General features: G+C 56.9%; 20 protein-coding genes. 9 read left to right on the top strand and 11 right to left on the bottom strand.

The genetic code is table 11. From position 1 onward, the window contains the following. Nucleotides 1-413: 413 nt before the first annotated feature. From ACYVHC_RS17035 to ACYVHC_RS16995, 9 genes are all read left to right on the top strand, one after another. Nucleotides 414-758 carry a hypothetical protein gene (locus tag ACYVHC_RS17035; protein WP_460614994.1) on the top strand — a complete coding sequence of 115 codons (345 nt, stop codon included), beginning with the start codon at nt 414-416 and terminating at the stop codon, nt 756-758. A gap of 161 nt (nt 759-919) precedes the next feature. After that, nucleotides 920-3,346 carry a TonB-dependent receptor gene (locus ACYVHC_RS17030; RefSeq protein WP_460614993.1) on the top strand — a complete coding sequence of 809 codons (2,427 nt, stop codon included), beginning with the start codon at nt 920-922 and terminating at the stop codon, nt 3,344-3,346. Between the two features lie 43 nt (nt 3,347-3,389). Then, a complete protein-coding gene (locus ACYVHC_RS17025) occupies nt 3,390-3,956 on the top strand; it encodes a hypothetical protein (RefSeq protein WP_460614992.1) in 567 nt (188 codons plus the stop codon). 287 nt (nt 3,957-4,243) lie between these two features. Beyond that, nucleotides 4,244-6,700 carry a TonB-dependent receptor gene (locus ACYVHC_RS17020; protein ID WP_460614991.1) on the top strand — a complete coding sequence of 819 codons (2,457 nt, stop codon included), beginning with the start codon at nt 4,244-4,246 and terminating at the stop codon, nt 6,698-6,700. 95 nt (nt 6,701-6,795) lie between these two features. Beyond that, the gene (locus ACYVHC_RS17015) at nt 6,796-7,728 is read left to right on the top strand and encodes a cation diffusion facilitator family transporter (RefSeq protein WP_460614990.1); all 933 of its coding nucleotides are present in this window, start codon (nt 6,796-6,798) and stop codon (nt 7,726-7,728) included. 90 nt (nt 7,729-7,818) lie between these two features. Beyond that, complete coding sequence (locus ACYVHC_RS17010; protein WP_460614989.1) at nt 7,819-9,069, top strand: MFS transporter; 1,251 nt, start codon at nt 7,819-7,821, stop codon at nt 9,067-9,069. A gap of 94 nt (nt 9,070-9,163) precedes the next feature. Then, on the top strand, nt 9,164-9,538 hold the full coding sequence (locus tag ACYVHC_RS17005) for a hypothetical protein (RefSeq protein ID WP_460614988.1): 375 nt from the start codon (nt 9,164-9,166) through the stop codon (nt 9,536-9,538). Nucleotides 9,539-9,648: 110 nt separating this feature from the next. Further along, complete coding sequence (locus tag ACYVHC_RS17000; protein ID WP_460614987.1) at nt 9,649-10,098, top strand: DUF6526 family protein; 450 nt, start codon at nt 9,649-9,651, stop codon at nt 10,096-10,098. A gap of 115 nt (nt 10,099-10,213) precedes the next feature. Then, a complete protein-coding gene (locus tag ACYVHC_RS16995) occupies nt 10,214-10,516 on the top strand; it encodes a DUF4286 family protein (protein WP_460614986.1) in 303 nt (100 codons plus the stop codon). Between the two features lie 95 nt (nt 10,517-10,611). On the opposite strand, the gene ACYVHC_RS16990 is transcribed toward ACYVHC_RS16995, so the two are convergent. The 11 genes from ACYVHC_RS16990 to ACYVHC_RS16940 form a co-directional block, all read right to left on the bottom strand. Continuing rightward, on the bottom strand, nt 10,612-11,124 hold the full coding sequence (locus ACYVHC_RS16990; RefSeq protein ID WP_460614985.1) for a GNAT family N-acetyltransferase: 513 nt from the start codon (nt 11,122-11,124) through the stop codon (nt 10,612-10,614). A 111-nt stretch (nt 11,125-11,235) separates the two neighbouring features. Further along, entirely contained in the window at nt 11,236-11,469 is a 234-nt protein-coding gene (locus ACYVHC_RS16985; protein ID WP_460614984.1) for a hypothetical protein, read from the bottom strand. 168 nt (nt 11,470-11,637) lie between these two features. Continuing rightward, nucleotides 11,638-13,821, bottom strand: coding sequence for a prolyl oligopeptidase family serine peptidase (locus tag ACYVHC_RS16980; RefSeq protein ID WP_460614983.1), 2,184 nt, complete (start codon nt 13,819-13,821; stop codon nt 11,638-11,640). An 87-nt stretch (nt 13,822-13,908) separates the two neighbouring features. Further along, the gene (locus tag ACYVHC_RS16975) at nt 13,909-14,586 is read right to left on the bottom strand and encodes a hypothetical protein (protein ID WP_460614982.1); all 678 of its coding nucleotides are present in this window, start codon (nt 14,584-14,586) and stop codon (nt 13,909-13,911) included. Nucleotides 14,587-14,719: 133 nt separating this feature from the next. Further along, entirely contained in the window at nt 14,720-16,180 is a 1,461-nt protein-coding gene (locus ACYVHC_RS16970; RefSeq protein WP_460614981.1) for a hypothetical protein, read from the bottom strand. A 173-nt stretch (nt 16,181-16,353) separates the two neighbouring features. Next, a complete protein-coding gene (locus ACYVHC_RS16965; RefSeq protein ID WP_460614980.1) occupies nt 16,354-17,853 on the bottom strand; it encodes a hypothetical protein in 1,500 nt (499 codons plus the stop codon). 208 nt (nt 17,854-18,061) lie between these two features. Continuing rightward, a complete protein-coding gene (locus tag ACYVHC_RS16960) occupies nt 18,062-21,529 on the bottom strand; it encodes a hypothetical protein (protein ID WP_460614979.1) in 3,468 nt (1,155 codons plus the stop codon). A gap of 312 nt (nt 21,530-21,841) precedes the next feature. Further along, the gene (locus ACYVHC_RS16955; protein WP_460614978.1) at nt 21,842-23,290 is read right to left on the bottom strand and encodes a hypothetical protein; all 1,449 of its coding nucleotides are present in this window, start codon (nt 23,288-23,290) and stop codon (nt 21,842-21,844) included. Nucleotides 23,291-23,403: 113 nt separating this feature from the next. Next, nucleotides 23,404-23,796, bottom strand: coding sequence for a hypothetical protein (locus tag ACYVHC_RS16950; protein ID WP_460614977.1), 393 nt, complete (start codon nt 23,794-23,796; stop codon nt 23,404-23,406). Nucleotides 23,797-23,979: 183 nt separating this feature from the next. Then, the gene (locus tag ACYVHC_RS16945) at nt 23,980-25,344 is read right to left on the bottom strand and encodes a hypothetical protein (protein ID WP_460614976.1); all 1,365 of its coding nucleotides are present in this window, start codon (nt 25,342-25,344) and stop codon (nt 23,980-23,982) included. A 115-nt stretch (nt 25,345-25,459) separates the two neighbouring features. Continuing rightward, nucleotides 25,460-26,191 carry a DUF4272 domain-containing protein gene (locus tag ACYVHC_RS16940; RefSeq protein ID WP_460614975.1) on the bottom strand — a complete coding sequence of 244 codons (732 nt, stop codon included), beginning with the start codon at nt 26,189-26,191 and terminating at the stop codon, nt 25,460-25,462. Nucleotides 26,192-26,203 lie beyond the last annotated feature (12 nt).

Here is a 26,203-nt window from a genome sequence, read left to right as displayed (position 1 = left end):
GATAAACTGGCTCTAAGAGCTTATTCTGAATTACTGGTTGGGTTGGTTCAGCAGATGAGGAACGGCGGAGTGCTTGCTGGCCGACAGAGCCAGCACGGTAGCCAAAGCGTTGAGGCTTGTAGGAGAAGGGCCGCTTGGCGCTACCGCTCATACAAACAGCGCTTCTGTAGTGTTCACTGCATTTTTCTTGAGCTCTGGCCGGAGCTTTTTGGCTAGTCGGCGCAACATTTTTACAGCAATACTCTTCATAAGAGTGGTTTGTTGATTTAACATGCCCAAAGGTCAGGAAGCGGTATTGCCTTAAAGTGTGTAAAGCGTTATGATTGTGTGACTGCTTTTCATTCCCTTGAACCTGAAGGCAGAAGGAATTAAGAATTCCTATTACATTTGCCCTGTCTGCTACAATGTTGCAAATGCGTACTCTTCGTTCCCGTCTGGCCCTTGTGCTGCTCCTGTGCTTTGTGCGGGTGCTGCTGCCCGACGCGTGGGTACTGGCCTTGCACGCACACGAGCACACGACCGAAGAGCCCACGCAGGCTACCAGCTGGCCAAAGGGCAAGGTGCTGCTTTCCGCTAAGCACCAGCACTGCGACACCGATCAGTTTTTTAAATCGGCGTTTGAGTTAGCGCCTTCCCTAGCCGTAGCAGCCCCAGCAACCGGGCATTTTGCCATTCCAACTGCTACTGCCCTCACGGGCACATGGCACCTAGTACCAATTGTTACGGCCGATTTGCGCGGCCCTCCTGCCCAGAGCTAACCCTAGTGCAATCCGCTGGAGCTGCTTCTGCTGTCTTTTAGCGCGGAGTTACGCCTTGCTGTAGATAATGTGGTGTTGAGTACCGGGGTGCTGCCTGCCCCGGCGACAGGTAGGCTACAGCGGCTGGTTTAGATTTTTTCGGCAGACCTCCCTCCTTTCGTATGTTTTTCTGTGCTCCGGGCCTTCGCCGGAGCCGCACGACCTGGCGCTGGCTGGGGCTGACGCTATTTTGCGCGTTGCCTCAGTTGCTAGCAGCTCAGTCGTCGGCTCCGGTGGGATGTGCCCTGCTGCTAAGCGGCCGCATTCAGGACCATGAGTCCCGCGATGCGCTGGCTGGGGCTACGGTGGTGATATTAGAAACCCAGCAGGCCACTCAAACCGAGCCTGATGGCCATTACCACCTCGACCTCTGCCCTGGCCTCTACCATGTGCAGGTTAGTTTTGTGGGCTTCACCTCCGAAACGGTAGAGCTGCGCGTAGCCAATTCCGTGCTGCGCGACTTCCAGCTGCACCCGAATGCCATTGCCCTGAAAGGCGCAGTGGTAGAAGGGCAACACGTGGAGGCAACCAACCCGCAAGCCACAGCGACGTTGAGCGGCCAGGCGTTGCAGCAAACCCGCGGCCAGGCCTTAGGAGAGGCACTGCAAAAGATATCGGGCGTAACGGCCATCCAGACGGGTCCGAGCATCTTCAAGCCTATGATTCATGGGTTGCACTCTAACCGCGTAACCATTCTCAACAACGGCGTGCGGCAGGAAGGCCAGCAGTGGGGCCAGGAACACGGCCCCGAAATCGACCCGTTTGTAGCCTCTCAGCTCACGGTAGTGAAAGGAGCAGCCAGCGTGCGCTACGGTTCCGATGCCATTGGGGGGGTAGTGCTGGTACAGCCCAAACCTTTGCGCGACTCCGTGGGAACGGGGGCCGAGCTGAACCTAGTGGGCATGAGCAACAACGGCCTGGGGGCAGCCTCGGGCACCGTAGAGGGCAACCTGCGTAGCCTGCCGGCGCTCAGCTGGCGCGTGCAGGGCACGGCCAAACGGGCCGGCACGATGCGGGCGCCGGGTTACTATCTCCAGAATGCAGGCTTCGAGGAGTATGACTTCTCAGGGGCAGTAGGCTGGCGTAAGGTGAATTACGGCCTGGAGGTATTCTATAGCCAGTTCAATACCAAGCTGGGCATTTTGCCGGCGGCCCATGCCGAAAGCCCCTCGGATTTGTACGCGGCTATTGCCCGCCCTAGGCCCCTAGAGACGTCCAACTTCAGCTACGACATCAACCGGGCGTATCAGCAAATCAGCCACGACCTGCTGAAGGTCACGGGGTTTGTGCGCACGGGCACAATAGGAAAGCTGACGGCCACTCTGGGCCAGCAAACCGACTTCCGCGATGAATACGACCGATTCAGTGCCCGCAACGCCGACCGTGCCGCCCGCAACCGTCCGGCGCTGAGCTACTCCAACCGCACCACTACCGGCGAGCTGGTGTGGGAGCATAAGCCGCTGGGGCACTTCACGGGCAGCGTGGGGCTAGCAGGCACCTATCAGTTCAACCGCTACGCTGATGGTACCCGCGGCTTCATTCCGTTCTATAACAACACCATTGCCGGTGCCTTTGCCATCGAAAGGTGGCAGCATGGCAAGTGGCAGCTGGAGGCTGGCTTGCGGGCCGATTACCGCACCCTCAGCACCCGCCGCGGCACCCGCGATACGCTGGGCGTGTATTACGTGGACCGCCGGCAGTTCACCTATATAACCCCGGCTGCTTCCCTAGGTGCCATTTATGACGCTACCCCTCACCTCACGCTAAACCTCACCGGCAGCCTTACCCAACGGGCACCGGCAGCCAATGAACGGTTCAGCGACGGGGTGCATAATGCGCAGTATGAGCTCGGCTACGACCTAGTACCCGGCAACTCGGCATTGGGCCCCGAAACAGCATACCACACGGCCCTGACCGCCAGCTGGCATGACAATCCGCGGCTCAATGGGGAACTCACCATTTACCAAACCACCATCAGCGGCTACATCTACCAGCAGCCTATTTTGCCGCCTGTCATCAATATTCGGGGCACGCTGGTTAGCTGGCAGTACATGCGCACCAACGCCACTTTGCGTGGCCTTGACCTGGGCGCCACGTACCGGTTGGGCCCACAGTGGGAGCTAAGCGGCAAAGCTTCGGTGCTGCGCGGCCGCGATACGCAGCAGAACGAGTGGCTGTTTTTCATGCCTTCAGATCGGGCTGAGCTATCGGTGCGGCACGCGGTGCCGGAGCGGGCGGCCAGCCGCCTAACCGGGCGCTATGTGCAGCTGGGCTCCTATGCCGTTGCCCGCCAGCGCCGCGTGCCCACTGATTACGCCGCCAAAGATTACGCCTTGCCCCCGGCTGGCTACGTGCTGCTAGGCTTGGAAGCCGGCGCAACCGTGCACTGGGGCCGCCTGCCGCTGGAAGTAAGCCTGGCCGGCTCCAACCTGCTCAACACCCGCTACCGCGACTACCTCAACCGCTACCGCTACTTCGCCGATGAAATGGGCCGCAACGTGACCCTGCGCGTGCGCGTGCCGCTAACCTTCAGCCCCCGCCGGCCCTAGCCTCCTCTGACTTTTCAATTCTTCATTCCTTTTTCCAATCCTCATGAACAAACCTTCTTTCCGCCCCTTTCTGCTAGCCCTTTTGGCTTCTACAACCCTTTTGGCTGCTGCGTGCAGTGATGATAAAGAGGAGCCCACCCCCGATGAAGACAACGAGCAGATTACGACGGTAAACTACACCCTCACACCAGTGGGCGGCGGCACTCCCATCACGGTGCAGTACCGCGACATAGACGGCGACGGCGGCGCGGCACCTACCATTGGCACCCTCACACTAGCCCCCAACACCACCTATACCGGTGCCCTCACGCTGCTCGACGAAACGAAAACTCCGGCCGAGAACATTACCGCCGAAATTCAGGAGCAAGCCGATGAGCACCTTTTCCTTTTCGAACCCGCGAATGTGAACCTCACCGTCACGCGCACCGACAAGGACAAGAACAACCTGGAAGTTGGGCTGACGACGCAAGCCGTTACAGGCGCCGCCAATGCTGCTGGTGCCACCGGCACGCTTAAAGTCACGCTACGCCACCAGCCAGGTTCCAAAAATGGCACCGCTACGCCCGGCAGCACCGATGTAGAAGTAAGCTTCCCGACGGTAGTGCGCTAGGCATTTCGCATTCAGGTGAACGGGGGGGAAGCAGGGAGTTTGGAGCCATATACTATGCGCGCCCTAGTGCGGCCGCTGCACGGTTGGTTTCCTACTTCGCTGCTTGTCTTTCACCTGCAGAGAGGCTGGCTGCAACCGGCCTCTCTATTACCTTTTCTCCTGTTTTGGTTGTGGAGAAACTCCAGGAAGGTGCCGGCCAGTGGTCGGCATTTTCTTTTTAGTAGCAGCCGCTGTGCAGCCTTTTCGGGGCGCGCTCCGTTCATTGGCTTCGTGTAATTTGCACTTCTATGTCCCGACTCCCACTAACTGCCGGCCTGCTACTGCTTTCCGGGAGTATTCTTGCCCAAAACACTACCCCTGCTCCTGCGTCAAACCCTCCGGCACGCACTACCCGCACGGCAGCTCCGCCCGTTACGGGCCGAGTTACGGATGCGGCTACCGGCGAAGTACTGCCCGGCGCCACCGTGGTTTTTCCGGATCTGAAACAGGCCACCGCTACTGCCGCCGACGGCACCTTCCGGTTTGCCAATTTGCCGCGGGGCCGGTTTCTGATGCAAGTGCGCTTTGTGGGCTACACCACCGTAGTACGCACCGTAGACACCAGCACTGGCCAGCCCTTAGCGGTAGCTCTCACGCCCGCCGAAACGGAAATCGGGCAGGTAATTGTCACGGGCGTTTCGGCCAGCACCGAGATGCGCCGCTCGCCGGTTCCTACTAACGTAGTAGACCAGACGCGTCTGCGCCAGACCTCCGCCACCAATGCCGTAGATGCCATTGCGCACACGCCCGGCCTCAACCAGATTACCACCGGAGCCGCCATCAGCAAGCCGGTTATCAGGGGCCTGAGCTCCAACCGCGTTATCACCCTGAACAATGGCGCCAAGCAGGAAGGCCAGCAGTGGGGCGATGAGCACGGCATCGAAATCGACGAGTACAGCATCGATAGGGCTGAAATCATTAAAGGCCCGGGCTCCTTGTTATATGGCTCCGATGGGCTAGCTGGCGTCATCAATTTCCTGGCGCCCGACCCCGTTGACGATGGCCGCATTCTGGGTTCCGTCACGGCTAACTATCAAACCAACAACTACCAGCAGGGCTACTCGCTTTGGAACGCGGGCAACCTCAACGGCTTCAACTGGCAGGTGCGCGGCTCGGGCAAAGTAGCTGCCGACTACCGCAACCGCTACGATGGCCGCGTGTACAACTCGGGGTTCCGGGAGCTGAACGGCAGCGGCTACGTGGGCTTCAACAAAAGCTGGGGCTACTCACACCTCACCGTCAGCAGCTTCAACCAGATTTTGGGGCTGATTGAAGGCGAGCGGGATTCGCTGTCGGGGCGGTTTCTGAAAACCAACAGCCTAGGCGAAGAGGAAGTGGTGATGGGCCGCGGCTTCTCGGGCTACGGCCTCGATGTACCGCGCCAGCAGATCAACCACTTGCGCATCGGCACCGATAATAACTTCATTCTGGGGCAGCACCGCCTGACGCTTAATGTGGGTTGGCAGCAGAATTTGCGCCGCGAGTTTGGCAACCCCGCTGACTATTACGAGAAGTCCCTGTTTTTCCAGCTCCGTACCGTGGATTATGCATTGCGCTGGTTTCTGCCGGAAGTACAGGGCTGGAACACCACGCTGGGGGTAAGCGGGATGCAGCAGGAAAACCAGAACAAGGGCGTCGAGTTCCTGATTCCGGCTTACCGGCTGTTGGATGGCGGCCTGTTTGCCGTCACGAAAAAGAGCTTCGGCAACCTCGACCTGAGCGGCGGCCTGCGCTACGACCTGCGCCGCATTACTGCCGATGCCTTGTGGCTAAATGAAGACGAGCAACCCGTTCCCAATGGCCTGGGCGAAGAGAAATTTCCGGGCTTCCGGAGCACGTTTCGCAACGTGAGCGGCAGCGTGGGCGGCTCCTATAGCCTGGGCGAGATGTGGCTGCTGAAAGCCAACGCCGCCCGCGGTTTCCGGGCCCCTAACATTGCGGAGCTGGGCTCCAACGGCGTGCACGAAGGCACTACCCGCTACGAGCTGGGCGAGCCGAATCTGAAAGCTGAAACCAGCTTCCAGCTCGACGGGGGCATCAACTTCACGTCGGACCACCTAAGCGTATCAGCCGACGTGTTCCGTAACCGCATCAGCAACTACATCTTCCCGAGGCGCATTGCCGCCGCCAATGGCTCCGACTCACTATCGGCAGATGGCGACCGGGTATTCCGCTACGGGCAGGGCGATGCGCGCCTGGCCGGCGGTGAGGTCAGTGTGGATATCCATCCGCACCCCCTGGACTGGCTGCACTTCGAAAACTCCTTCTCGATGGTGCGCGCCCTGGAATTCGATCAGCCCGAAGGCCAGAAAAACCTGCCGTTTATTCCCGCCGACCGGCTACAGTCGGAGCTGCGCGTAAACTTCCGGAAGGTGGGTGCGTCGCGGCTGCACAACTTGTTTGCTAGGGCTACCATGGAGCACAACTTCGCCCAAAACCGCATCTTCTCCGCCTACGACACCGAAACGCCTACTCCGAGCTACACACTGTTTAATGTGGGGTTGGGCACGGATGTAGTGACGGCTAAAGACCGGACGCTGTTTTCGGTGTATTTGGCGGCCAACAACCTGTTTGATGTGGGCTATCAGAATCATTTGAGTCGCCTGAAGTACACGGCCGTAAACTACGCCACGGGACGCACCGGCGTGTTCAATATGGGCCGTACCATGAGCGTGAAGCTGGTAGTGCCGTTGAGTTTTAAGTAACTTCTCGCTTCCTAGCCCCTGTGCTACCTGAAACCCTTCTCCGGATGACTGTGGTTTACTAGGGTACGTATCAGCTCCAACCCCTTTTTTGAGCTATGGCCCACCACCACTCTCACGACCACGCCCATCATCATGGCCCGCCCGCCGACGGCAACTTCGGGCCGGCGTTTGCCTGGGGTATTGGGCTGAACCTGTTGTTTGTGGCCGGCGAGGCAGCGGGCGGGTTGTGGGCTAACTCCTCGGCGTTGCTTTCCGATGCGGGCCACAACCTTTCCGATGTGTTGAGCCTGGCGCTAGCTTGGGGCGCTACGCTACTAGCCCGGCGCCCGGCTTCAGAGCGCTACACCTATGGCTATAAAGGCGCTACTATTCAGGCAGCCTTGCTGAATGCGGCGCTGCTGTATTTGGCGCTGGGCTTTATCCTTTGGGATACCATTGACCACTTGCGCCACCCCGAGCCGGTAAATAGCCTAGTAGTTATGGCGCTGGCCGGACTGGGAGTACTCATTAATGGCTTCACGGCCTGGCTGTTTCGGCATGGGCAGAAGGGCGATGTAAACGTGCGCGGCGCCTACCTGCACATGCTCACGGATATGCTCGTGTCGGTGGGGGTAGTAGTGGGTGGTGCGGCGGTGTACTTCACGGGCTGGACCTGGATAGACCCCATCATCAGCTTTATCATTTTGGGCGTGGTAGGTGTGGGTTCCTGGAGCTTGCTGCGCGAAACAGCGCAGCTTAGCCTGCACGCGGCCCCCGCATCCATCGAGGTGGGTGCCGTGCGTCGTTTCCTGCTGGCTCGGCCGGGCGTAACGAGCATTCATGATCTGCACATCTGGCCCCTGGGCACCCAGGATACTGCTCTCACAGCGCATGTAGTGCGGCCCGGCGGCCAGAACGGCAATGTGTTTCTGCGCGAGCTACAGCACGATTTACTACACGAGTTCAACATCAGCCACTGCACCATTCAGCTGGAAGATGATCTGCCGTTGATGGGCGCCCACGGCTGCTGCAACGAGGAGGTCGCGTAGCTCCCACTAGGTCTGCTGTACTGGTATAGTCAATGAGTATTCCATCCAGTGCCGGAAATTGCGTAATCTGCAGTTCCCAATTTCCACCGCATGCAAACTGTTACTCCCTCCTCTCCTACCACCCGCACCACCGGGCTGCTTAGTGCCATTGTAGTGGTAGCCGCCTTGGGCTACTTCGTTGACATCTACGACCTGATTCTGTTCAGCATCGTGCGGGTGCAGAGTCTGAAAGACCTGGGCATTACGGCCCCCGAGGCCGTAACCAACGAAGGGCTCTACCTCATCAATATGCAGATGGGCGGGATGCTGCTCGGCGGTATTCTGTGGGGTATTCTGGGCGATAAGCGGGGACGCCTGTCGGTGCTGTTTGGCTCTATCCTGATTTACTCACTAGCCAACCTGGCCAACGGCTTTGTCCAGACGATTGAGCAATACGCCTGGCTGCGGCTGATTGCCGGCATTGGCCTAGCTGGTGAGCTGGGCGCGGGTATTACGCTGGTCGCGGAAACGCTGCCCAAGGAAAAGCGCGGCTACGGCACCATGATTGTGGCCACCGTAGGCGTATCGGGCGCCATGCTAGCCTACTGGGTGGGCGAAGCGCTGGGCTGGCGCAATGCCTATTTTGTGGGTGGCGGCCTAGGGTTGGCGTTGCTGGCGTTACGGGTAGGGGTATATGAGTCGGGTATGTTTGAGCAGGCCAAAAAGAGCGAGGTAGAGCGCGGCAACTTTCTGGCCTTGTTCACCAACCGCGCTAGGCTCTCGCGCTACGCCAAGTGCCTGCTGATTGGCGTGCCCCTGTGGTTTGTAGTCGGCATCCTGATTACGCTAGCCCCCGAGTTTGGCAAAGCCCTCAGCATAACGGGCCCCGTTACGGCGGGGCTGGCCGTGTTCTGGTGCTATTTCGGGCTGGTGTTTGGCGATTTTGCCAGCGGCACGCTTAGCCAATTGCTACGTAGCCGCAACCGCGCCTTGCAACTGTTTCTGGTGTTTTGTGGAGTGCTGGTAGCCGTGTATCTGTTTGGGATGCAGGGCGCCTCGCCTACTGTGTTTTATACTGTGTGCTTTGTATTGGGGCTTTCGGTGGGCTTCTGGGCCTTGTTCGTGACGGTAGCGGCGGAACAGTTCGGCACCAATCTGCGGGCCACGGTAGCTACTACGGCTCCCAACTTTGCGCGGGGCTCCGTGGTGGTGCTGGTACCGCTGTTTCAGGCACTGCGGGCGCCTTTTGGCATCATTGGTAGCGCGGCGATATTGGGGCTGGTGTCGTTGCTAATTGCTTTTTGGGCCGTAACTACCCTGCCGGAAAGCTTTGGGAAAGAGCTCGACTATGTTGAGGAATAACACCTTAGGTTTAACTTTCAGAATTTCAAACAATTACATTAGTCGTTACCTACTAAAATACGTACTAGAGGATGGACATTAATCCACCCTCCCCATGAAAAAGTTTCTAACCCTTGTCACGTGCGCTGCTCTTTTCAGCTGGCATACCACACAGGCGCAAACCGTTGACTCGACGCAGATACGCCTCCAGATGCAGCAGCAACGTGCCGATGAGGCAAAAGCAGCACTAGGCAATAAAAAGCAGGAAACCGCCGCCACGCGCAATAACGTTGATCAAAGCAAAGGTCAGCTCCGCGACCAGCAAAACGCCATGCGCGAGCAAAAGCGCCAGCTGAAGGAGCAGAAAATAGAGCTTAAGCGCCAGCAAGCAGTGGCTAAGGAAGCACGCCGTCAAGAATCAGCCGCGCATGAACTGGCCCGCGCCGAAAAGCGCAAAGCCAAGGAAGCCCGCAAAGCCTCCAAGATGTAGCTGTACTTCTCTGCGCTTATTTGATGTAGTATGTAAACTCCGGCTTCTGGTCGGAGTTTTTCGTATCAGCACCTCACCATTCCTTCCTTACCTCCTTTACTACCCCCTGTATGTCGGCAAAGCCTACCAAAAATACTCCGATGCTTTATCCCTGGCACCATTTCGTTCTGGTACCGGCGGCCTTGGTGCTCGCCTTGTATAGTATCCGGCGCTATATAGCGGTGGCCGGCAACGACTCGGAGATTTCACGGCTGTGGTTTACCGTGATGCTGCTGGCCGTGGTAGGGCTCGGGGCTTTGGTGATGATGCGTCAGCACTACGCCCTCACGCTCCAGGACCGCCTGCTACGGTTGGAAGTGCGCCAGCGCTACTTTGAAATTACGGGCCAGAGTTTGCGGCCGCTTGAAGACCAGCTCACGCTCAGCCAGATACTAGCCCTGCGCTTTGCTGGCGATGCGGAGCTGCCGGAACTCGTGCAAGTCGCCATCCGCGAAAAACTCTCTTCCAAAGACATTCAGGCGCGTATCACCGACTTTCACTTCGATCATATGCGGGTCTGAAGCGCAACAGTACCTAGGAAAGCGCTAGGAGCTTGGATTTTTTGGCCGACTTTTGCGTTGTAGTATTCTGCCAACTCAGAAGTACTCTTCGCTTTCGACCTCACGACCCAATTATATGATTCTCTACAACGTCACGACCAGCCTTGATCCGGAAATTGCTGACCAGTGGGTGGAGTACATGCGCGACATCCACATGCCCGACGTCATGGCCACCGGCTTCTTTCTCAAAAGCCAGCTTTGCCGCATGCTGAACGAGGAGGATAACGGCGTTACCTACGCGGCTCAGTACTACTGCGTCAGCCTGGAGCAACTGGAAGAATATCAGCAGCTAGCTGCCCCGGCCCTGCGCGAAGAAATTGAAAAGCATTTCGGGGGCCGTTACGCTTCCTTCCGCACCATGCTGGAAGTGGTAGACTAACCTCACCTAACACAAGTTAAAAGCGCAAGGCTTCATCCTGATAGATGGGGCCTTACGCTTTTTAGAGGGGTAGTGAAAGTACAGGAAGCGTGGTGCTAACTGCTGGTCACGATGCGCTCAACGGTTGGGTCGCAGGCGTAAGCTAGTAGCTGCTCTTCGGAGAGGTTGCCGTTGTGCCACTCAGGGTCGAGGGTGGCCCCGATTTTTTTGTAGAAGCCAATGGCGGGCTCGTTCCACTCCAGCACCTGCCATTTCATGCGGTGGGCGCCCGTGTGCCGGGCCTCTGCTACTACGGCATCAAACAGGCGCTTGCCAATGCCGCTGCCACGCAGCTCCTCCGTTACCACCAGGTCTTCGAGGTACAGCATCCGGCCCTTCCAGGTGGAGTACGCCGTGTAATACAGTGCAATTCCCTGAATTTTGCCCTCAGCCTCCTCTTCGGCCACGAAAAACTTGAAAATAGGCTCTGGCCCGAAGCCGTCGCGCTGCATGTCTTCCAGGGTGTTGGTTACCTCATGCGGGGCACGCTCGTACACAGCCAGCTCCTGAACGAGGGCTAGCACCTGGGGCAAATCGGCCTCTCGGCCTCGGCGGATGGTCAAACTCATGGGTAAGGATGTAAAAACAGCGGGGATGTAAGGTAGCGCATCGGCCCTTAAAAAAGAATGAGCAGCGGCGCATCGGCCACTGCTCATTCTTTGGTACTGAGTAGGCCGGGCCTACATCACAGGCTGCATCTTTTTGATGTCCTCGGTGGCGTTTACCGCGTTGATTTCGCGAGTAGCAGCGTTTTCAGGGGCTGTTTTGCCACCAGTAGTGTCAGGAGCAGCCGGAATGGGGGGCAGCGGCTGGCTAGCCACATCTTCGTCCGACTTCACATCGGGGTTGCTGCACGAGGTAGTAGAGAGCAGCAGCGAACCGGCCAGCAGACCGAACAGGAGCATTTTTTTCATATAGCAATCAGAAAGTCAGAAGCAATTACGGGAGTTGCGGCCGCGAAGATACGGCAAATCAGTTGTCAGTCAGCAGTAGGCCGTTGATAGTTACTGCCGGCCACCACGGGGCTTTCCTTTTCGGCGGGTTTCAGGTAACACGGCACCTAGTACCTTTTACTAAACCACTTACTTACGGTACGGATTCACACCCATATTCTGGTACGCAAACGCCCACACATCGGCCCACTCTTCAATCTGGAGCTTGGTGCTTTTGCCCGCGCCGTGTCCCGCATTTACATCTACCCGAATGAGTTGAGGGCGAGGACCGGCATCGGCGGCTTGCAACGCGGCGGCAAACTTAAAGGAGTGCGCCGGCACCACCCGGTCGTCGTGGTCGGCAGTGGTGATGAGGGTAGCAGGGTAGCTAGTGCTGGGATTCAGGGTGTGCAACGGCGAGAAGCGGTACAAGTTCTGGAACTGCTCATACGTATCGGAGGTGCCGTATTCGGGGGCCCAGTTCCAACCAATAGTAAACTTCTGATAGCGTAACATATCCATGACGCCTACCGCCGGCAGCGCCACCTGGCAGAGGTCGGGGCGCTGGGTCATGGTAGCGCCCACCAGCAAGCCGCCGTTCGAGCCGCCGGCAATGGCTAACTTTTCGGTGCTGGTGTAGCCCTGCACTTTCAGGTAGTCGGCGGCGGCAATAAAGTCGTCGAAAACATTCTGCTTGTTCGGCGTCATGCCGGCTTGGTGCCACTCCTCGCCGTATTCGCCCCCGCCGCGCAGGTTCGGAACAGCCAGAATACCACCATTTTCCAGCCACAGCATGCGGGCTACACTAAAGGCTGGCGTGAGCGAGATATTGAAGCCACCGTAAGCATACAGATACGTGGGGTTCTGCCCATCCAGCTTTAGGCCTTTCTTGTGCGTGATGAACATGGGCACCTTGGTGCCGTCCTTGCTGGTGTAAAACACCTGCGTGGTCACGTAGTCATTGGGCTGCACATCTACTTTCGGCGCCCGGAACACGGTGCTAGTATTCGAGGCTAGGTCGTAGCTATAGATGGTGGTGGGGTACGTGAAGGAGGTGAAGGCGTAATACACCGTTTTGGCATCTCGGCGGCCACCAAAACCGGCAGCGGTACCAATGGCCGGCAGGGCTACATCGTGCTTAAACTTGCCCTTCTCGGTGTACACTTTTACTAGGCTGCTGGCATCCTTCAAGTAGGAAGCCACTAAGTGGCCGCCTACCTGCTCCACGCCCTCCAACTTGTTTTCGGTTTGGGGCAGCACTTCCTTCCAATTGGCTTCCTGCGGCTTTTTGGGGTCGATGAGCACAACGCGGTAGCGCGGCGCTTTGTAGTTGGTGTGCACCAGCAGTTGGCCGCCCACGTTGCCGACTACCGAGTTATTGAACTCGTAGCTATTAATGAGGGGCGTAAACGTGTTGGCCTGCTTTGGGTCGGTTAGGTCGCGCACGGAAAGGCGGTTGCCATCGGCTTTACCATCCGTGAGATAGAGCACCAAAAACCGTTCGTCTTCGGTAGTACTTACCATCCGGAAACCCAACGGCATTTTGCGGTCCTCATACACTAGCTTATCGGCGCTTTGCGGCTTGCCAAGCTGGTGGTAATACACCTTGTGGTACTCATTTTTGCCGGAAAGTTGGTTTTCGCCAGCCTTGGGCGCATCGTAGCGACTGTAAAAAAAGCCATCCTTATACCACGCCGCCCCCGATACCTTCACCCACTGTAGCTCATCGACTAGGGGCTTGCGGGTGTTCAAGTCCAGCACGTGCATCTTCTGCCAGTCGGAGCCGCCACCGGAGGTAGCGTAAGCCAAGTAGCGGTGGTCGTTGGAGAAGTAGGTGCCGGCCAGAGCCGTGGTGCCTTCTTTGGAAAACTTGTTGGGGTCGAGCAATACATCGGGCTGGCTTGCTTGGTCGTTGCCCGATTGCACGTACAGCACCGCTTGATTTTGCAGGCCGTCGTTTTTGCTGTAGTAGAGGTGCTTGCCTTCCGGCTGCGGAATACCAAACCGCTCGTAATTCCAGATTTCTGTGAGCCGCTCCCGTATTTTATCCCGAAAGGGAATCTGCTCGAGGTAGCCAAACGTGACCTTATTTTCGGCTTCTACCCAGGCTTTGGTTTCCGGTGAGTCCAAGTCCTCCAGCCAGCGGTACGGGTCGGCGACGGAAGTGCCAAAGTAATCGTCTTTATGGTCGCCTTTCTTGGTTTCGGGGTAGCGCACAGAAGCAGTGATTTTAGTTGCAGTAATGGGGGTGCTGGCCGCTGGCGAGTCGGTTTGGGAAGATCGGCAAGCGGCTAGCGTGGCTAAGGCTAGTACGGGAATAGCAAGTTTATGCATATCAGGGGTAGGGCGGAAAAGGCCGAAGATAAGGCGCAGTTCCTGCCTAGCCCCTCAGGGAAGCCAAAGTACCCTGGCAGCATCGCCTTACTGCATCCGGCCCACCTTCGGAATCACCTGAATGAGAAAGCGCTTGTTGTCGCCTTCGCGGCGGCCTTGGTAGCGGCCGGTACCATAAAAGCCACTACCCCCAATAATGAGCTCAATCCCCTTGTCCTGCCCGAAGTTGAGGCCATTTTGCTTCCAGAGGTTCAGCAGGTTCAGGGCGCGGCGGTAGCTAAGTTGGTAGGTAATTTGCTCCTCGCGGGCGTTACGGGGGTCGCCTTGGGGGTAGCGCGCGGCCATGCCTTCCACAATCACGAGGTAGCGCACCGGCTGGTCGGTTTTGATGTTTTTGAGCACCGAGCGCAACGTACGACCTGCTTGCAGCAAAGCGGGTTTATAGGCTTCCTGAATTTCGTCGCGACCGGCTTTGAACTGCACTGGCACGAGCAACTCGTGCCGCTCGTTGGCGGGGTCGTAGCGGAAGTATTTGCCCTCCAGCTGCTGCAAGGAGCGCCGGATCTTACTGATCTGCTCCAGTTCAGCGGCTTTCACTTTCAACTCGCCGTTGGCCTGCTTTAGTTCTCCTTCCCTATCCTTAAACAGCTTAAAACTGTACACAAACAGCACCAGCATCACCACAAACAAGGACGTCATCAGGTCCACGTAGCTGGGCCAGAAGAAGTCGTCGTTTTGGCGGTTGTTGGAGGTGGAGTTGTTCATGTATGATTACATCAAAAATTGCCATCCTGAGCGAAGCGAGGGACCTTTTCCGTCTAAACGACTATCTACAGAACGGTTTCGTTCTAAAGTAATAAGGTCCTTCGCTCCGCTCAGGATGACAAACAAATTTTGGTTACTGCGGCTGCACGCCGCCGAATAGCTTGTCCATAAACCGCTGGAAACGGTTTTTGGAGGTGGCTTTTACTAGCACCGTATTCAGGTTGGACAGCTCCGAAAGCAGCTTGGCCTGAATCTGAGAGTCTAGCTCTACTTTGCGCAGCAACTCGCGCTGGGTAGCGGTTACGTCGCGGCTGAGGTCGGCTTGCTGCACGTTGAGGTTCTGGAAAGGCTCCAGTTGCTTCAGCAGCTTATCGAAGACGTTATCAGCGTTAAGCTTCTCGAAGTATTGCTGCCATTTCTCATAGGCTAGCTGTGCTTGGCGCTCGTTCTGGGCCTGGCGCTGGGTCATGATATCCGCCAGAGAAACGCCCGCTTGGTCGATGTGCTGCTCGGCCCGGTCACGCAGGTTGCGCAGCTCCACTTGGTGCTTCTGGAAGAAATCAAGCATCAGCTGCACCGAGTTGTTGTTACCTCCGATGTACTGGCCGAGGTCATTGATGCCTTTTTCAAACCCGCGCAGCCGGTCCAGGATGTTGTTCACGCTTTGCGCCGACTGGTAGCCGTTGGCCAGCATATCATTCAGTTTCTGCTGGTAGCCCGTAAAGGCCGCGAACATCTCCGCCGACTCGCGTACTTTCTCAAATACAGCAATGTTAGCGGCGGCCATTTTATCGTAGCCAATGGTATCCAGCCGCTCCAGAAAGTCGCTCTGCACCCGAATGTTCTCGGTTACCTTGTCCATCAGGGGGTTGAACAACTCCACCTGACCCACAAACTGCTGGTTAAAGGCATCAAGTACCGACTTCAGATTGCTCAGGCTGCCGGCCATATCAGAGTGCAGAATGGGTAGCAACCGCGCTTGCAGGAACGTGTAGTAATTGTTCTGCAGCATATCGAGGCGGGCCCGGGCTTCGCGTAGCAACCCATTCCCGAGCAGCGTCAGGAGCAGGCCCACGAAGGAGCCCGTCATGGCAATGAGCACGCCGGTCAGGAAAGGTGTGAGGGCGTTGTCATCCGAAACGCCGTTGCGGGCAATGCCTACTAGGCCCAGAATCACGCCCAGGAATGTACCTAGCAAACCCAAGTACAGCGGTGTCGAGACGTTGGCCTGCACCTCATTGTCGAGCACCTGACTACGCCGTTCCGATATGTCTTTCAGGATGTTGAAGTCGGCCGCAGCGCCTTTGTTGTGGCGCAGGTAGTCGTTGGTATCCAGCAGGATTTCCGCAAACTCCGGCGAGGCTTGCTCCGACTTGATGAGGGTAGCCGCATACGAGTCGGCTGGCGCATCAGCGGCATAGTCGGGCAGGTCGCGACCATCGGGCAGCACTAGGCGCGATTCTACTCGCAACTGCTCCCGCATCGGGTACATCTGGCCTAAGCGGTGCGTTTGGGCGCGCGTCCGCAAAAACGTCCGGATCTGGAGGCCGACCACGATGGCAACCACTGCCACTTCAAGTATAATTTCAAGCATAACATCACGAAGCTAAGGCTAAAAGCCAGTTCCCCTCCTTAAAGGCAGAAGGGTTAGCGGTGATTGACGGACCTAGAACATGCATTAGAGTTGCTTCTAAAAACTGTTCTCGCTTATCAACCACTCCTAACCCTTCTGCCTTCAAGGAGGGGAACTAGTTCTCAGACTTTGATTTACTCAAATCGAATAGATGCCTTTTGTTCAATCTGCCAGGCTCCGGCCATTTTGCGCAACACACCTTCTTCTTCCGTCACGATGCGTGTAACAGGGCTACTAGGCTGCTGATACTTACAAGCCTCCCGCAAGGAGTATTGCGCGCTCTGAATGGCGTAGGCATGCACTGCAGAGTTGGAGGTTACACTGAAGGTCGCCAACTCCGGCCACTGCGGATCCAGGTGAATCTCATAAATACTGTCGTGCTGCGGCTCATCACTGAGGTCATACTCATTGAAAGCGCCATTTACGGGTACTTTCACGTAGCGCGTCTGGGGCATGGCAGCCGCTGGAGCCGCAGGTGTTGGCAGTTGTACAGGTGGCACTAGGTTCTCAAACTCATCATGCGGCGTAGCCGTTTGCAGGTTAGCAGGCATAACGGGAGCTACTACCGGCACGTGCGTTGGTTGAGCAGGAGCCGTATATACGTCAGCCACAGGAGCCGCCACGGGTGTTACTGGTTGCGACGAAACACTAGGGGTAGTAACTGCCGCAACCGGTGCTACTGACTGCTGGACTGGCATTGCCGAAGTTGGCGCTCCTCCTGAAGAGGCGGCTGAAGCAGCCTTGAATTGGCTACGCAACTTCTTGATTTCTTCTTCTACTCGCTGATTCACTAACTTTTCCACTTCCCGCTGTTGGGCGGGCGTCAGGCGCTCAGCTGAAGCAGAGCCCGACGACTTCGCACCGCTGCTACCAGCTGGCGCATTTTGAAGCGCTAGTATCTCATCGCGACGTTTATCGATACGGGCACTCAGCTCCTTCTGGAAGGCGCCGATATTCTTACGCATCAAATAATACAGCACTAAGCTCAGCAAAGATAAAATCAGGGCCAAAGGAGCAAAGAACTTGTTCATAAGGCTTTCGCCGACGCCGGTGCTGGTGGGTGTGGCTGTGCTGGCTACCCCCGCTTCGGCTAAGCCTGCATCTCCAGTAGAGGTATCCAATTCTTGGTCTGGAGTGGCGGTGGTGTCCGGTACCTCTGTGGCTAGATCCGTATTGCTCAGCTCACCAATAGGCGTACCGTTTTGCACGTAGTTGTTCAAAGCCGCCTCCAGCGTGGCCAGGCGCTGCATCCGGGCTGGGTTGGCCCTCCGAGCTGGTGAAGACTTCAGCCGAGTAATAATTTCCGTAGTCAGCTTCTGCAGCCGCGACGGATTGGAGCCCAGTCCCTTGTACATTACTCCCCTACCCTCCAATGGCTGGTAAAGTGCCGAATATACCCGCTGGCTATCCGCCTTAATGCTTGCTTCAAATGCCTTCAACGAGCTTCCGCAGTTTAGCTTACTCTTCAGGTTAGAGCGCCCGTTATCATCATAGACATAGCGAGCCGTAGCACACCAAATTTGCACCTTCTGCTCATCCAGCGTAGGCTGGCCTAGCGGCGTTTGGGCACGAGCGCCCGCTGCCAGAAGCAGTAGGCCAGCAAGCAAAGAAGCAGCGCGACGGAAAAGAGTCATAGGGTGTTCGGGTAGGAAGTGCGGAATGAAACTAGCGTTGAAATCCAGTTCCGATCAAGAATGGCTAAACGTACTTAACTATTTTATACCCACAAGTCGCTGTCATACTGCGAATGTCGAAGCATCTCTACTACAGTACTAGCTTACTAAGTAGCTCCAGTAGAGATGCTTCGACAAGCGCAGCATGACAACGACTCTTCGATGTGTTCTACGACTGCAGCTCGCGGCTCAGGTTATAGAGGGCCTGTTTCAGCGGCAGGAAGAACAGGGTTTCCGGCAGCGTTTCGTCGGAGGAAAGCTGGCGCTGGAACTGGTGCAGGCCTAGGCTCAGGCTGTCCTCAATTTCACGCTGCAGAATGTCCTTCACGCGCTGACGGTCTACGTCTACACCTACTTCGCGCAGGTAGGGCGCTACTTCGTCGCCTTCGAGTACGAGGGTGAGGTAGTTGCGCACGTTTTCCAGCACGGTGTCTTTCAGAGTAGCATCAACCTGGTTCAGTTTCAGGCGCTGCTGGTTGAGTTCGGTGCCTTCTACGGCGCCGCTGTATTTCACCGGCTTGATGCTGTCGTAGTCTGATGTGTTGGTCTTTTCCTCAAAGAGCACGCCGCCGTTGGTGGTAGCTTCTTTGGGGTTGTCGGCCAGAATAACGCGGAAGTTGTGCGGTGGCTCGGTGCCAGTTACGGCCTGGAAGATGGCTTTCGTAATCTTCTCAATGGCTACCAGAGAGCTACCACCAGCTAACAGACGCAGGTAGAGGCTGCCTTTACCGGAGAAGCAGAGGTAGCGCGGCGTTTTCAGACCGAGGTGCTTCACCAACTGTGCCGTGTGGTAGATGATGCTGGTGTAGTGCAGGTAGAACAGCACCCGCAGTTGTCGGCCTTTTCCTAGGCCTAGCGCCTGGGTAAAGCGCAGCGCATCGTCGTACTTAAACAACAAGCTGGTCACGTCGGCAGAGCCGAAATCGGTGTTGCTGAGTGCGGCGCGCAGGTAGCCTTTATACTCCTGGTTTTGTTCAGAGTCAGGCAGGCTTTCTACGTGGCCTACGCCTAGGCGGAGCAAACCATTTTGCTTGGGTGCACCCTGCACGCGGGCATAACCGTCGCCCCACAGGTCGTCGCCGGCAAAGCGAAACGAGGTGCTGTAGGCTGGTTTCTGGTCAGCGAAGAGCAGCAAGTCGGTAGTACCGCCACCGATGTCGATGTTCACCACGTTTTCGTCGCGGTTGGGCACTACTTGGTTTGTAGCGGTGAGGTAGTAATACGGCGCTACCGATTCGGTGAGGCAAATGGTGGGGCGCTTGGCCTTGAACACCTGCTGGAACGACTCGTCCCAGACCTGCTGGAACTGGTTGCGCAGGAAGCCATCAAAGCTCAGGGGCGCAAACCATACTACACGGGTATCTTCCAGAATACCGCCGTGTAACGCCGCTTTATGGCGCAACAGCAACAGAATTTCTTTGAAGAAAGCCTCAATGCGCGACACGCCCTGCGGGTCCAGCTCCGCCGACCACTTCAGGTTGGTGATGAAGCGGTTCTGGGGTAGCTCCGAAGCATTTTCGGTGTTGATGCTGAAGCCGATGTTGATGTTGCTGAGCACCTTAGCGGGCTCGTTGGCAAACGATGTGGTTTCGCAAACGGCCGTCCGAATTGGAAACTCATACACCGAGCCACCTTCACCCAGGAACGAAGGCACAAACTCGCGGTTCTGCAGGGTAGCAATATAGGTCCAGATTTGGCCGGCGCCGGTGCGGTAGCGCTGCGCGGCCGACAGGCCTGCATCGGCCACCGGAGCATGCAACCATTCCACCTGCACATCGGCCTCGCCAATGGTCAGTGGGCGCGGGTGCGCGGTGGGCGAATCGGCATAGGCAATGTGGGTGTTGGTGGTACCAAAGTCCACCGCAAACGTGAAGCGGCGGGTACCCCGGTCTAGCTCGCGCCAACGGGGCACAAACAGGCCGCGGGCCGGCTCGGCGCCAATGGTAGCGGGCGGGCAGGTAAGCTCCACTAGGTCGAAGTGGGTGCCGGTAATCTCATAGTAGGTACTACCCGCAGTAGCCATGCTCTTCTGGGTGCGCTCGTAGCGAGTGGCGCGACGGGCAGCGCCCTGGTCCGTAATTCGCTCCCCGTTCACGAAGAACTGCAGGTCGTAGCGGCGGCTGAGCATGGTGGGCGAGTTGTCAGCGTCCACCAGCATTACCTTGTAGAGGTCGTTGTACTCGGGCTGGTAGCGCACCTTGTAGAACGGGAATACGCCCACGCCTACGGTAGCCTTCACAATGCGACCTTTCTCCAGAATCTCTCGCCCTTGGGCATCCTTCGGGTTCTGTGGATTGGTGTAATAGCTGCGCTCGAACGTAATGAAGCGACCGGCCTGCACCGGCACCCGCAATTGCACGCGCACGTGGCTGAGGTCGATGGTGAAGGTGAGCAATTCGGCTAATTCGTTCTCGGTGAAGTATTCGAAGAACGCCTGTTTCAGCGGCAGCAGATACGGGAAGCGCGCCCGGCCTTGCCCATCGGCACCGTACTGAAACGTGACTTTGCCGGTGTGGAAACGCTGGGTGTTCAGCTCGTAGGGCAGCTCCACAAGAGAGTCTTCCAGCAAGTCACCTACCGTGAGGTATGGGTACTTGAAGCCTTTGCCAGGCAGCACGCGGCTTTCCAGCGCTACCTCATCATAGTAAGGAACCGGCGTGCGGTCGTCCCAGGGCTGACCGTTGAGGTAGTTGGCGCCGGGCATCGTCAGGTTGGGGCGCAGCACCAGGGGCCTAGGCCGACCCGAAATGGCTTCCCGCGTGGGCTGAATGAACAGGTCGGAGCTGGTTACGGCCGACTGATCGGCGCGACCGGGCAGCGGCACGCCTTTTACGCTTACCAAGTTACCCTGTACATCAGTTAGAGCCGGGTAGCGGGTGGCAAACTGCTGCGCGCTCCGGTCGCCCTGCATCTGGAGCTGATTGATTTTCGAGCGGTCGAGGCCGGCGTACACGCTGCCAGCAAACTCGCGGCGCTGCAGCTGCGGGTAGGCCAGGAACAGCTCGTACACAAACTCGCGGAACTGCGGGTCACGGTCTTCGAGCAGCACAGTTTGCTTATCGAAGTAGTGGCCACGAGCCTGCGGGCGCTCTAAGTCTAAAGGCGTCACGGCCGGACCGGTGAACAGGATAGTTAGCGGCGAAGTCCCCCCTAGTAGGCGCGTACCACCCGCCAATTCCGGCGACTCATAATACACCAGATACATATCAGTAAAGTCGCGGAAACGCTCATCCTGCATGTACAGCTGCAAAGTTTCGCCCAGCAGGCGCGTGCCTTCGTCCTGCCGCATCCGGCGGATTTCGGCCTCCGCATTCCAGCGGCGCAGCGTGATTTTGCGGCCAGCCTGGGTGTAGAGATGGTAGTTATAAAGCAACTCCAGCAAGTCCCAGAAGTGGGTCGTCAGCTCGTGGTACACCGAGCCGGGGTTGCGCTGCCCTTCGCGGGCCAGGAAGTCGAACGCCGTTTCAAACAGGTGCATTCGCGCAAAGGGCGTCGGGATGCTCACGGCCAAGTTGCGGGACTTGCCCCCGGCCGGGTCCGTAACGGTATTGATTTCGGTGCTCGTTACCGGCGCCGTTTTCTGCCAGCCTTGAACCTGCTGGGAGCCATTATTATGTAAGCGAAGGACTTTGGCCATGTGCTGCTGAAATCTATTCTAGAAAGCTAGTACTAGTTCCCCTGCTTGAAAGGGAGGGGTTATGGGTGGTTGACTGGCCTAGGGCGTTCTTCTCAGGCCGTCATGTCGAGCTTGTCGAGACATCTCGCGTGCTGATGTTGCTAGGCCAGTGCAACGATTCGAGCGAGATGTCTCGACAAGCTCGACATGACGTTCCTAATTAATCGTTCAGGCTAAATAACATCAGCAACGGGGCCAAACACCCCAGTTCAGCCTTGCGGCTGAGCGTCCCCTCCTCAGCTGAGGAGGGGATTTTTCGTTCTTATCCTCTACCTAGACCACCTTCACCTTCTCCTCAAACGCCTTGTCCGTCACATCATAGAACAGCTCCAGCATCTTGCGGAAGTTGTCGGGCTCCTGGATGGACTTCTCGGTTTTGTTGAGGTTGTCGAGGAGGTAGTTGTGGCTGAGGCCTTTGTTGAAGAAGTCGTTCCACTTCTTTTCGACGGGCTTGCCGAGAATCATGGCATTGAAGTCGTCGGTCTGCAGGTCGAAGGGACGGAAAGAACGACGGTTCTGAGCCAGTTCCTGCAGCCACTGATCCACGCCGGAGTCGGGGCTATGCAGGAAGGTGTTCAACTCCCGGAAGATGGGCTCGTTGCGCATGGCGTAGTCCAGCTTCAGGTTGTCGGCGTACGGCGCTTTGTCGGTGGGCAGGTGCTGCTTGTGGTAGCGCGTGAAGTACAGGAACTGTGTGAGCTGCTTGGCAATGATTTCACGCGACTCCTCGGGCAGATGGCTGAACTGAATTTCCGGCGCGTCGGCCTGTAGGCCATACTCGTGGAAATGCGGGCCACCGGTGCGCAGCTCAGCGGGCGAGTAGCGCATGAAGTCCACGATGCTCAGGGCCGCCAGCAGCTCAATTACGTGCGCTTTGTTCTTCTGCTGGGTGCCGCCGGGCTGGTTTTCGTAGGGCGTGTCGGGGGTGTCGGCGAGGTAGTACAGCGCGTCGAGGCCCTGAAGGTTGTGCTCGTAGTAGCTAAGCGCCGCCTTGGTTTTCGTCAGGAAGTTGTTGGAGTCGATGACGGCATTGTCTTCACTCTGGAGAGCGAAGTAGGGCATCACCGTTACGGCGCCAGTGGGCGCGTCGCGGAGGTAGCGGGCGTTGCTGAGGCGCGTGTTGGTGTCCTTCAGGTTCTTAAGCATCAGTGGGAAACCCGCCGCGCCCGTACCACCGAAGATGCTCGACACAAAGAAAACCCGGTCACCATCCTGGAAATTATCAGCAAAAAACCGCATTTCGGGGCTTTCCACCAGCTTGTTCAGCACGATACTGCCCACGTTTGGAGAACCGCGGAAGCCGATGGTCAGGGGGCTTTCCAGGTTGTCTTGGGTGAAGAGCAAATCCACGAGGCCCTTGGAGTCAACCGACAAACCATCGTAGCTCAGGTACTGTCGGAAGCTCTGGTTGATGCCGCCGAAATCGAAAATGAAGGTATCCTTCACCGAGCCGTTCACGTCCTGCGAAATACCGCTTAGCGTACTGATATCGGTTTTGAAGAAGCCTTCTTCGCGGGGGCCAAGGCGCTTATAAATCTGCTGGTAGCTCTGCAGCAGCTGCACTGTGCGATTCATGTCGCCATTGTGGGCGTCGGGGTCGATGATGATGGGTACTACCCGGTCGCAGTTGGGCAATTCTACGCCCGCGGCCAGCAGCATGGTGAGCGAGCGAATGACGCGGGAGCCCGTGCCGCCAATACCAAATAAAAAGAGTTTAGCCATTATGGGAAGGAAGAGCTGAGAGCTAAAAAAGTAAGAGTGGAAAGTGAGTGCAGCCTAAGCCGTGCTGTTAGAACGATGCTTTGTTTCAGGCTTTCACTCTTACCTAAGGTGTATTAAAACGGCGTGGTGCTGGCGTTGGTGGAGCCTTTCCGCAAAATCAGGGAGAAGATGAAGAACCAGAACAGACCTAGCACGGCGTTCCAGGTAGCCAGCCAGTAGATGTAGCTGTGCTCTGTGACTTGCTGTGCATCGGCCTGCCAGATGGCTACTACGAAGGCAATTAGGGCATTCAATACCAAAAAGATGGACCAATGGCGCCCTTTGTTAAAGGTAGCCACGCCCATAGCGCGGTTGATGAGGTAGTAAAAAACAAGTACCAGCGCCAATGAAAAACCCAGATTAAGCAGCCCGATGTTGGGGAAAATCACGTCGCGGTAGACGGGCGTATCGGCGGGAGGTTGCGGAGCGCCAATGATTTCGTAGATGGAGCGGAACAGTGCTTTCATGGAAGGAAGTAACGCGAAGTTTCGCTTCGCGATGTGATGAACGATACGGGTAGGACGAAATTGTGGGTAGCGCCGGTAGGTTTGCGGCGGCAAAGCAGCTAGCGATTATTCATTGAACGAAAATCGTTCCAACTAGTACACCGCCAGTTACTAGGCATTGCCTGAACGCAAACATGGCCGCTGCTATTCAGCGGGTTGCAGTGTAAGTGGCAACTCAAAAATTGGTTTTTTCTCACCCCCCTGCTGCTCTAAGCCATCGAGCAGGGAGCTTAAGGCAAAGGTTTTAGGAGCAGGCGTAGCATCGTTTTTAGTGGTCCACTGGGCAACCCAGGCCGGGCGCTGATCCTGCAGGCGCAGCACAAGTGGCCTAGCGGCCTTGGGCTGCTTGGTCAGGTGTACTTTGGCGTAGTGAGTGAACTTACTTTCGGGCCCGCTGCTGGCGCGATTCTGGTCGGTGGCGGCAAACACATCCAGCAGCTTGGCATCGGTGTCGGTGCCTTGTAGTTTCAGATTCTGCTTGAGGTAGGCTACGTCGCGGTACTGGCCGGGCAGAGCTGCTAGGTCCAACCCGACTACAAACTCAATGGGTTGCTGCGCCGAAGCTTCGCTGACGGAGATGACGCGGTAGGTGTCAGCGTTGCGCTTGCTAGCGCCGGCATCACCGTAATACCAACTGCCTTTATTCTGAAATTTGTTGAGCAGCGAGTACGTGGGCTGCGGGTACGTTACGCCGAAGTGTGCTTGCTTGGCCGGCTGTTTTTCCAGCAGGGCGGCATCAAACTGGCGCACGGCAGCGGCGGGGCCTACTACCCAGATGTAGTACGGAATTTCGGTGTCGCAGCAGTTCGTTTTCTTGCCTGAAGCAACCAAGGCCGGATAATAGGTGCCGCGAAAATCCGAGGTGTAGCCGTACACCGACACGGCCAATTCCTGCTGTTCACCGCTGCGGGAAAGCGCGTCGGCAATGTCGGTTTTGATGTAGGGAATGGCACCGGTGTTTTTCGGCGAGTAGATAAAGTCTGAGATGAGCACGTTCACGGTACCGGGTTGGTAGTAGTGACTCATGAGCGTATCGAGCACCGAAGGAATGTCGGTGCTTTTAGCGGGCTGCTGTATACCACTGCGCACTGTGCCGGAAATGCCTTGGTACGAATCCTTGTAAGGCTTTTCCTTGATGCGGTAAAACGCTTTCTGGCGGGCGGCACCGGTGCGGTTCACTTCTGAGAGAAACTGCGCCACATGCTGCTGAAACTTTGTATTCTCGCCACTAGCCCCGGTTTTAGGCATAAACCCTTCCATGGAGCCCGATACCTCCAGAAACACATTTACGGCATTCAGCGGCTGCGAGGGGGTAGCAGCTTCTGGGGTGGCGCCAGCTTCGGGTTTTATGGGCACGGCACCGGGCACCTCAGTAGGTGGCACAGCCTCAGGCATTTCACCGGCTTCCTTTTTCGTTTTGATATCGGAGCGGGAGTAGCAGCCGGGTAGCAGAAGCAGAGACAAGCCCAGCACGGGCAACAGGCGGGGAAAGGAGGTCAGGTAGCGCATCGGGCTAAAGTAACGACAATCTGCCTGCGCCGGATACATGTTGTGCGTGAGAAGTTACAATCACCTGCGTTGAGGCACGCTTACCAAGCGCTGGTGCTATGCAGGTGACGCGTAATTACGTACTCATTTCTACCTCATCCCACTGGTACTGGCTGTTGTATATCCACTCCAGGGCTTTCCGCCGCTCATAAACCAACGACTCTGATACAATGGGTGCGCGGCCGTGTATGCGTTCATCCACACAATACCAGTGCAGCCGGTAATAAAAGTCTAGCATTCGGTACAACTCCGCTGCTTGCCGCAAGTTCTGGAGCCCAGCTAACTTTTCATTGTTCTGCCCTTTCTCCAAGTTGGGCAGCAACGATGCCATATTATCGCCACACCACTTCACTGGGTCTAAGTCGTGGATCATCCGCGTAGCCCACATCATCGCCCACAAGCTTTCCAGGTTCCAGCGCAGATTTGTCAGCTCCTGCTCCGTCAGTTGCTCATCCTCCTTTGCTAATATGGCCGCTTCTTCCGCCGACAAATAAGCCAGCAGATTCTCTTGCGTAAGCCAGTCTCTGATAACGGCAATGGACGCCCGAAAGGAAATATTGATGAGTGCATTCAACACACTCATTCTACCCCGAATTTCTTCTACTCCGCGCAACTCTGGAGCATCTAGCAGCGGCAACCAGTCGCAGATACGCCCATCAAGCGCCAACACCTTCGCTTCGGACTCTGCTTTAATGCGTTGGCGAAATTGCTCGGTAATGGGCTCCTCCTGCAACGTAACAGGCTGGTGATTTGATGAGCTGATTTCTGATAACCCAAGTAGTTTCCGCAGGGAGTCGAACAAAGCCATGTATCTGTTTGG

The organism is Hymenobacter seoulensis, assembly GCF_054780535.1.
This window is presented reverse-complemented; position numbering and strand designations above follow the sequence as displayed.

Bases quoted from the DNA above. Each gene is read 5' to 3' on its own strand.
- ACYVHC_RS17035 (WP_460614994.1), top strand. From the start codon at position 414: ATGCGTACTCTTCGTTCCCGTCTGGCCCTTGTGCTGCTCCTGTGCTTT.
- ACYVHC_RS17030 (WP_460614993.1), top strand. From the start codon at position 920: ATGTTTTTCTGTGCTCCGGGCCTTCGCCGGAGCCGCACGACCTGGCGC.
- ACYVHC_RS17025 (WP_460614992.1), top strand. From the start codon at position 3,390: ATGAACAAACCTTCTTTCCGCCCCTTTCTGCTAGCCCTTTTGGCTTCT.
- ACYVHC_RS17020 (WP_460614991.1), top strand. From the start codon at position 4,244: ATGTCCCGACTCCCACTAACTGCCGGCCTGCTACTGCTTTCCGGGAGT.
- ACYVHC_RS17015 (WP_460614990.1), top strand. From the start codon at position 6,796: ATGGCCCACCACCACTCTCACGACCACGCCCATCATCATGGCCCGCCC.
- ACYVHC_RS17010 (WP_460614989.1), top strand. From the start codon at position 7,819: ATGCAAACTGTTACTCCCTCCTCTCCTACCACCCGCACCACCGGGCTG.
- ACYVHC_RS17005 (WP_460614988.1), top strand. From the start codon at position 9,164: ATGAAAAAGTTTCTAACCCTTGTCACGTGCGCTGCTCTTTTCAGCTGG.
- ACYVHC_RS17000 (WP_460614987.1), top strand. From the start codon at position 9,649: ATGTCGGCAAAGCCTACCAAAAATACTCCGATGCTTTATCCCTGGCAC.
- ACYVHC_RS16995 (WP_460614986.1), top strand. From the start codon at position 10,214: ATGATTCTCTACAACGTCACGACCAGCCTTGATCCGGAAATTGCTGAC.
- ACYVHC_RS16990 (WP_460614985.1), bottom strand. From the start codon at position 11,124: ATGAGTTTGACCATCCGCCGAGGCCGAGAGGCCGATTTGCCCCAGGTG.
- ACYVHC_RS16985 (WP_460614984.1), bottom strand. From the start codon at position 11,469: ATGAAAAAAATGCTCCTGTTCGGTCTGCTGGCCGGTTCGCTGCTGCTC.
- ACYVHC_RS16980 (WP_460614983.1), bottom strand. From the start codon at position 13,821: ATGCATAAACTTGCTATTCCCGTACTAGCCTTAGCCACGCTAGCCGCT.
- ACYVHC_RS16975 (WP_460614982.1), bottom strand. From the start codon at position 14,586: ATGAACAACTCCACCTCCAACAACCGCCAAAACGACGACTTCTTCTGG.
- ACYVHC_RS16970 (WP_460614981.1), bottom strand. From the start codon at position 16,180: ATGCTTGAAATTATACTTGAAGTGGCAGTGGTTGCCATCGTGGTCGGC.
- ACYVHC_RS16965 (WP_460614980.1), bottom strand. From the start codon at position 17,853: ATGACTCTTTTCCGTCGCGCTGCTTCTTTGCTTGCTGGCCTACTGCTT.
- ACYVHC_RS16960 (WP_460614979.1), bottom strand. From the start codon at position 21,529: ATGGCCAAAGTCCTTCGCTTACATAATAATGGCTCCCAGCAGGTTCAA.
- ACYVHC_RS16955 (WP_460614978.1), bottom strand. From the start codon at position 23,290: ATGGCTAAACTCTTTTTATTTGGTATTGGCGGCACGGGCTCCCGCGTC.
- ACYVHC_RS16950 (WP_460614977.1), bottom strand. From the start codon at position 23,796: ATGAAAGCACTGTTCCGCTCCATCTACGAAATCATTGGCGCTCCGCAA.
- ACYVHC_RS16945 (WP_460614976.1), bottom strand. From the start codon at position 25,344: ATGCGCTACCTGACCTCCTTTCCCCGCCTGTTGCCCGTGCTGGGCTTG.
- ACYVHC_RS16940 (WP_460614975.1), bottom strand. From the start codon at position 26,191: ATGGCTTTGTTCGACTCCCTGCGGAAACTACTTGGGTTATCAGAAATC.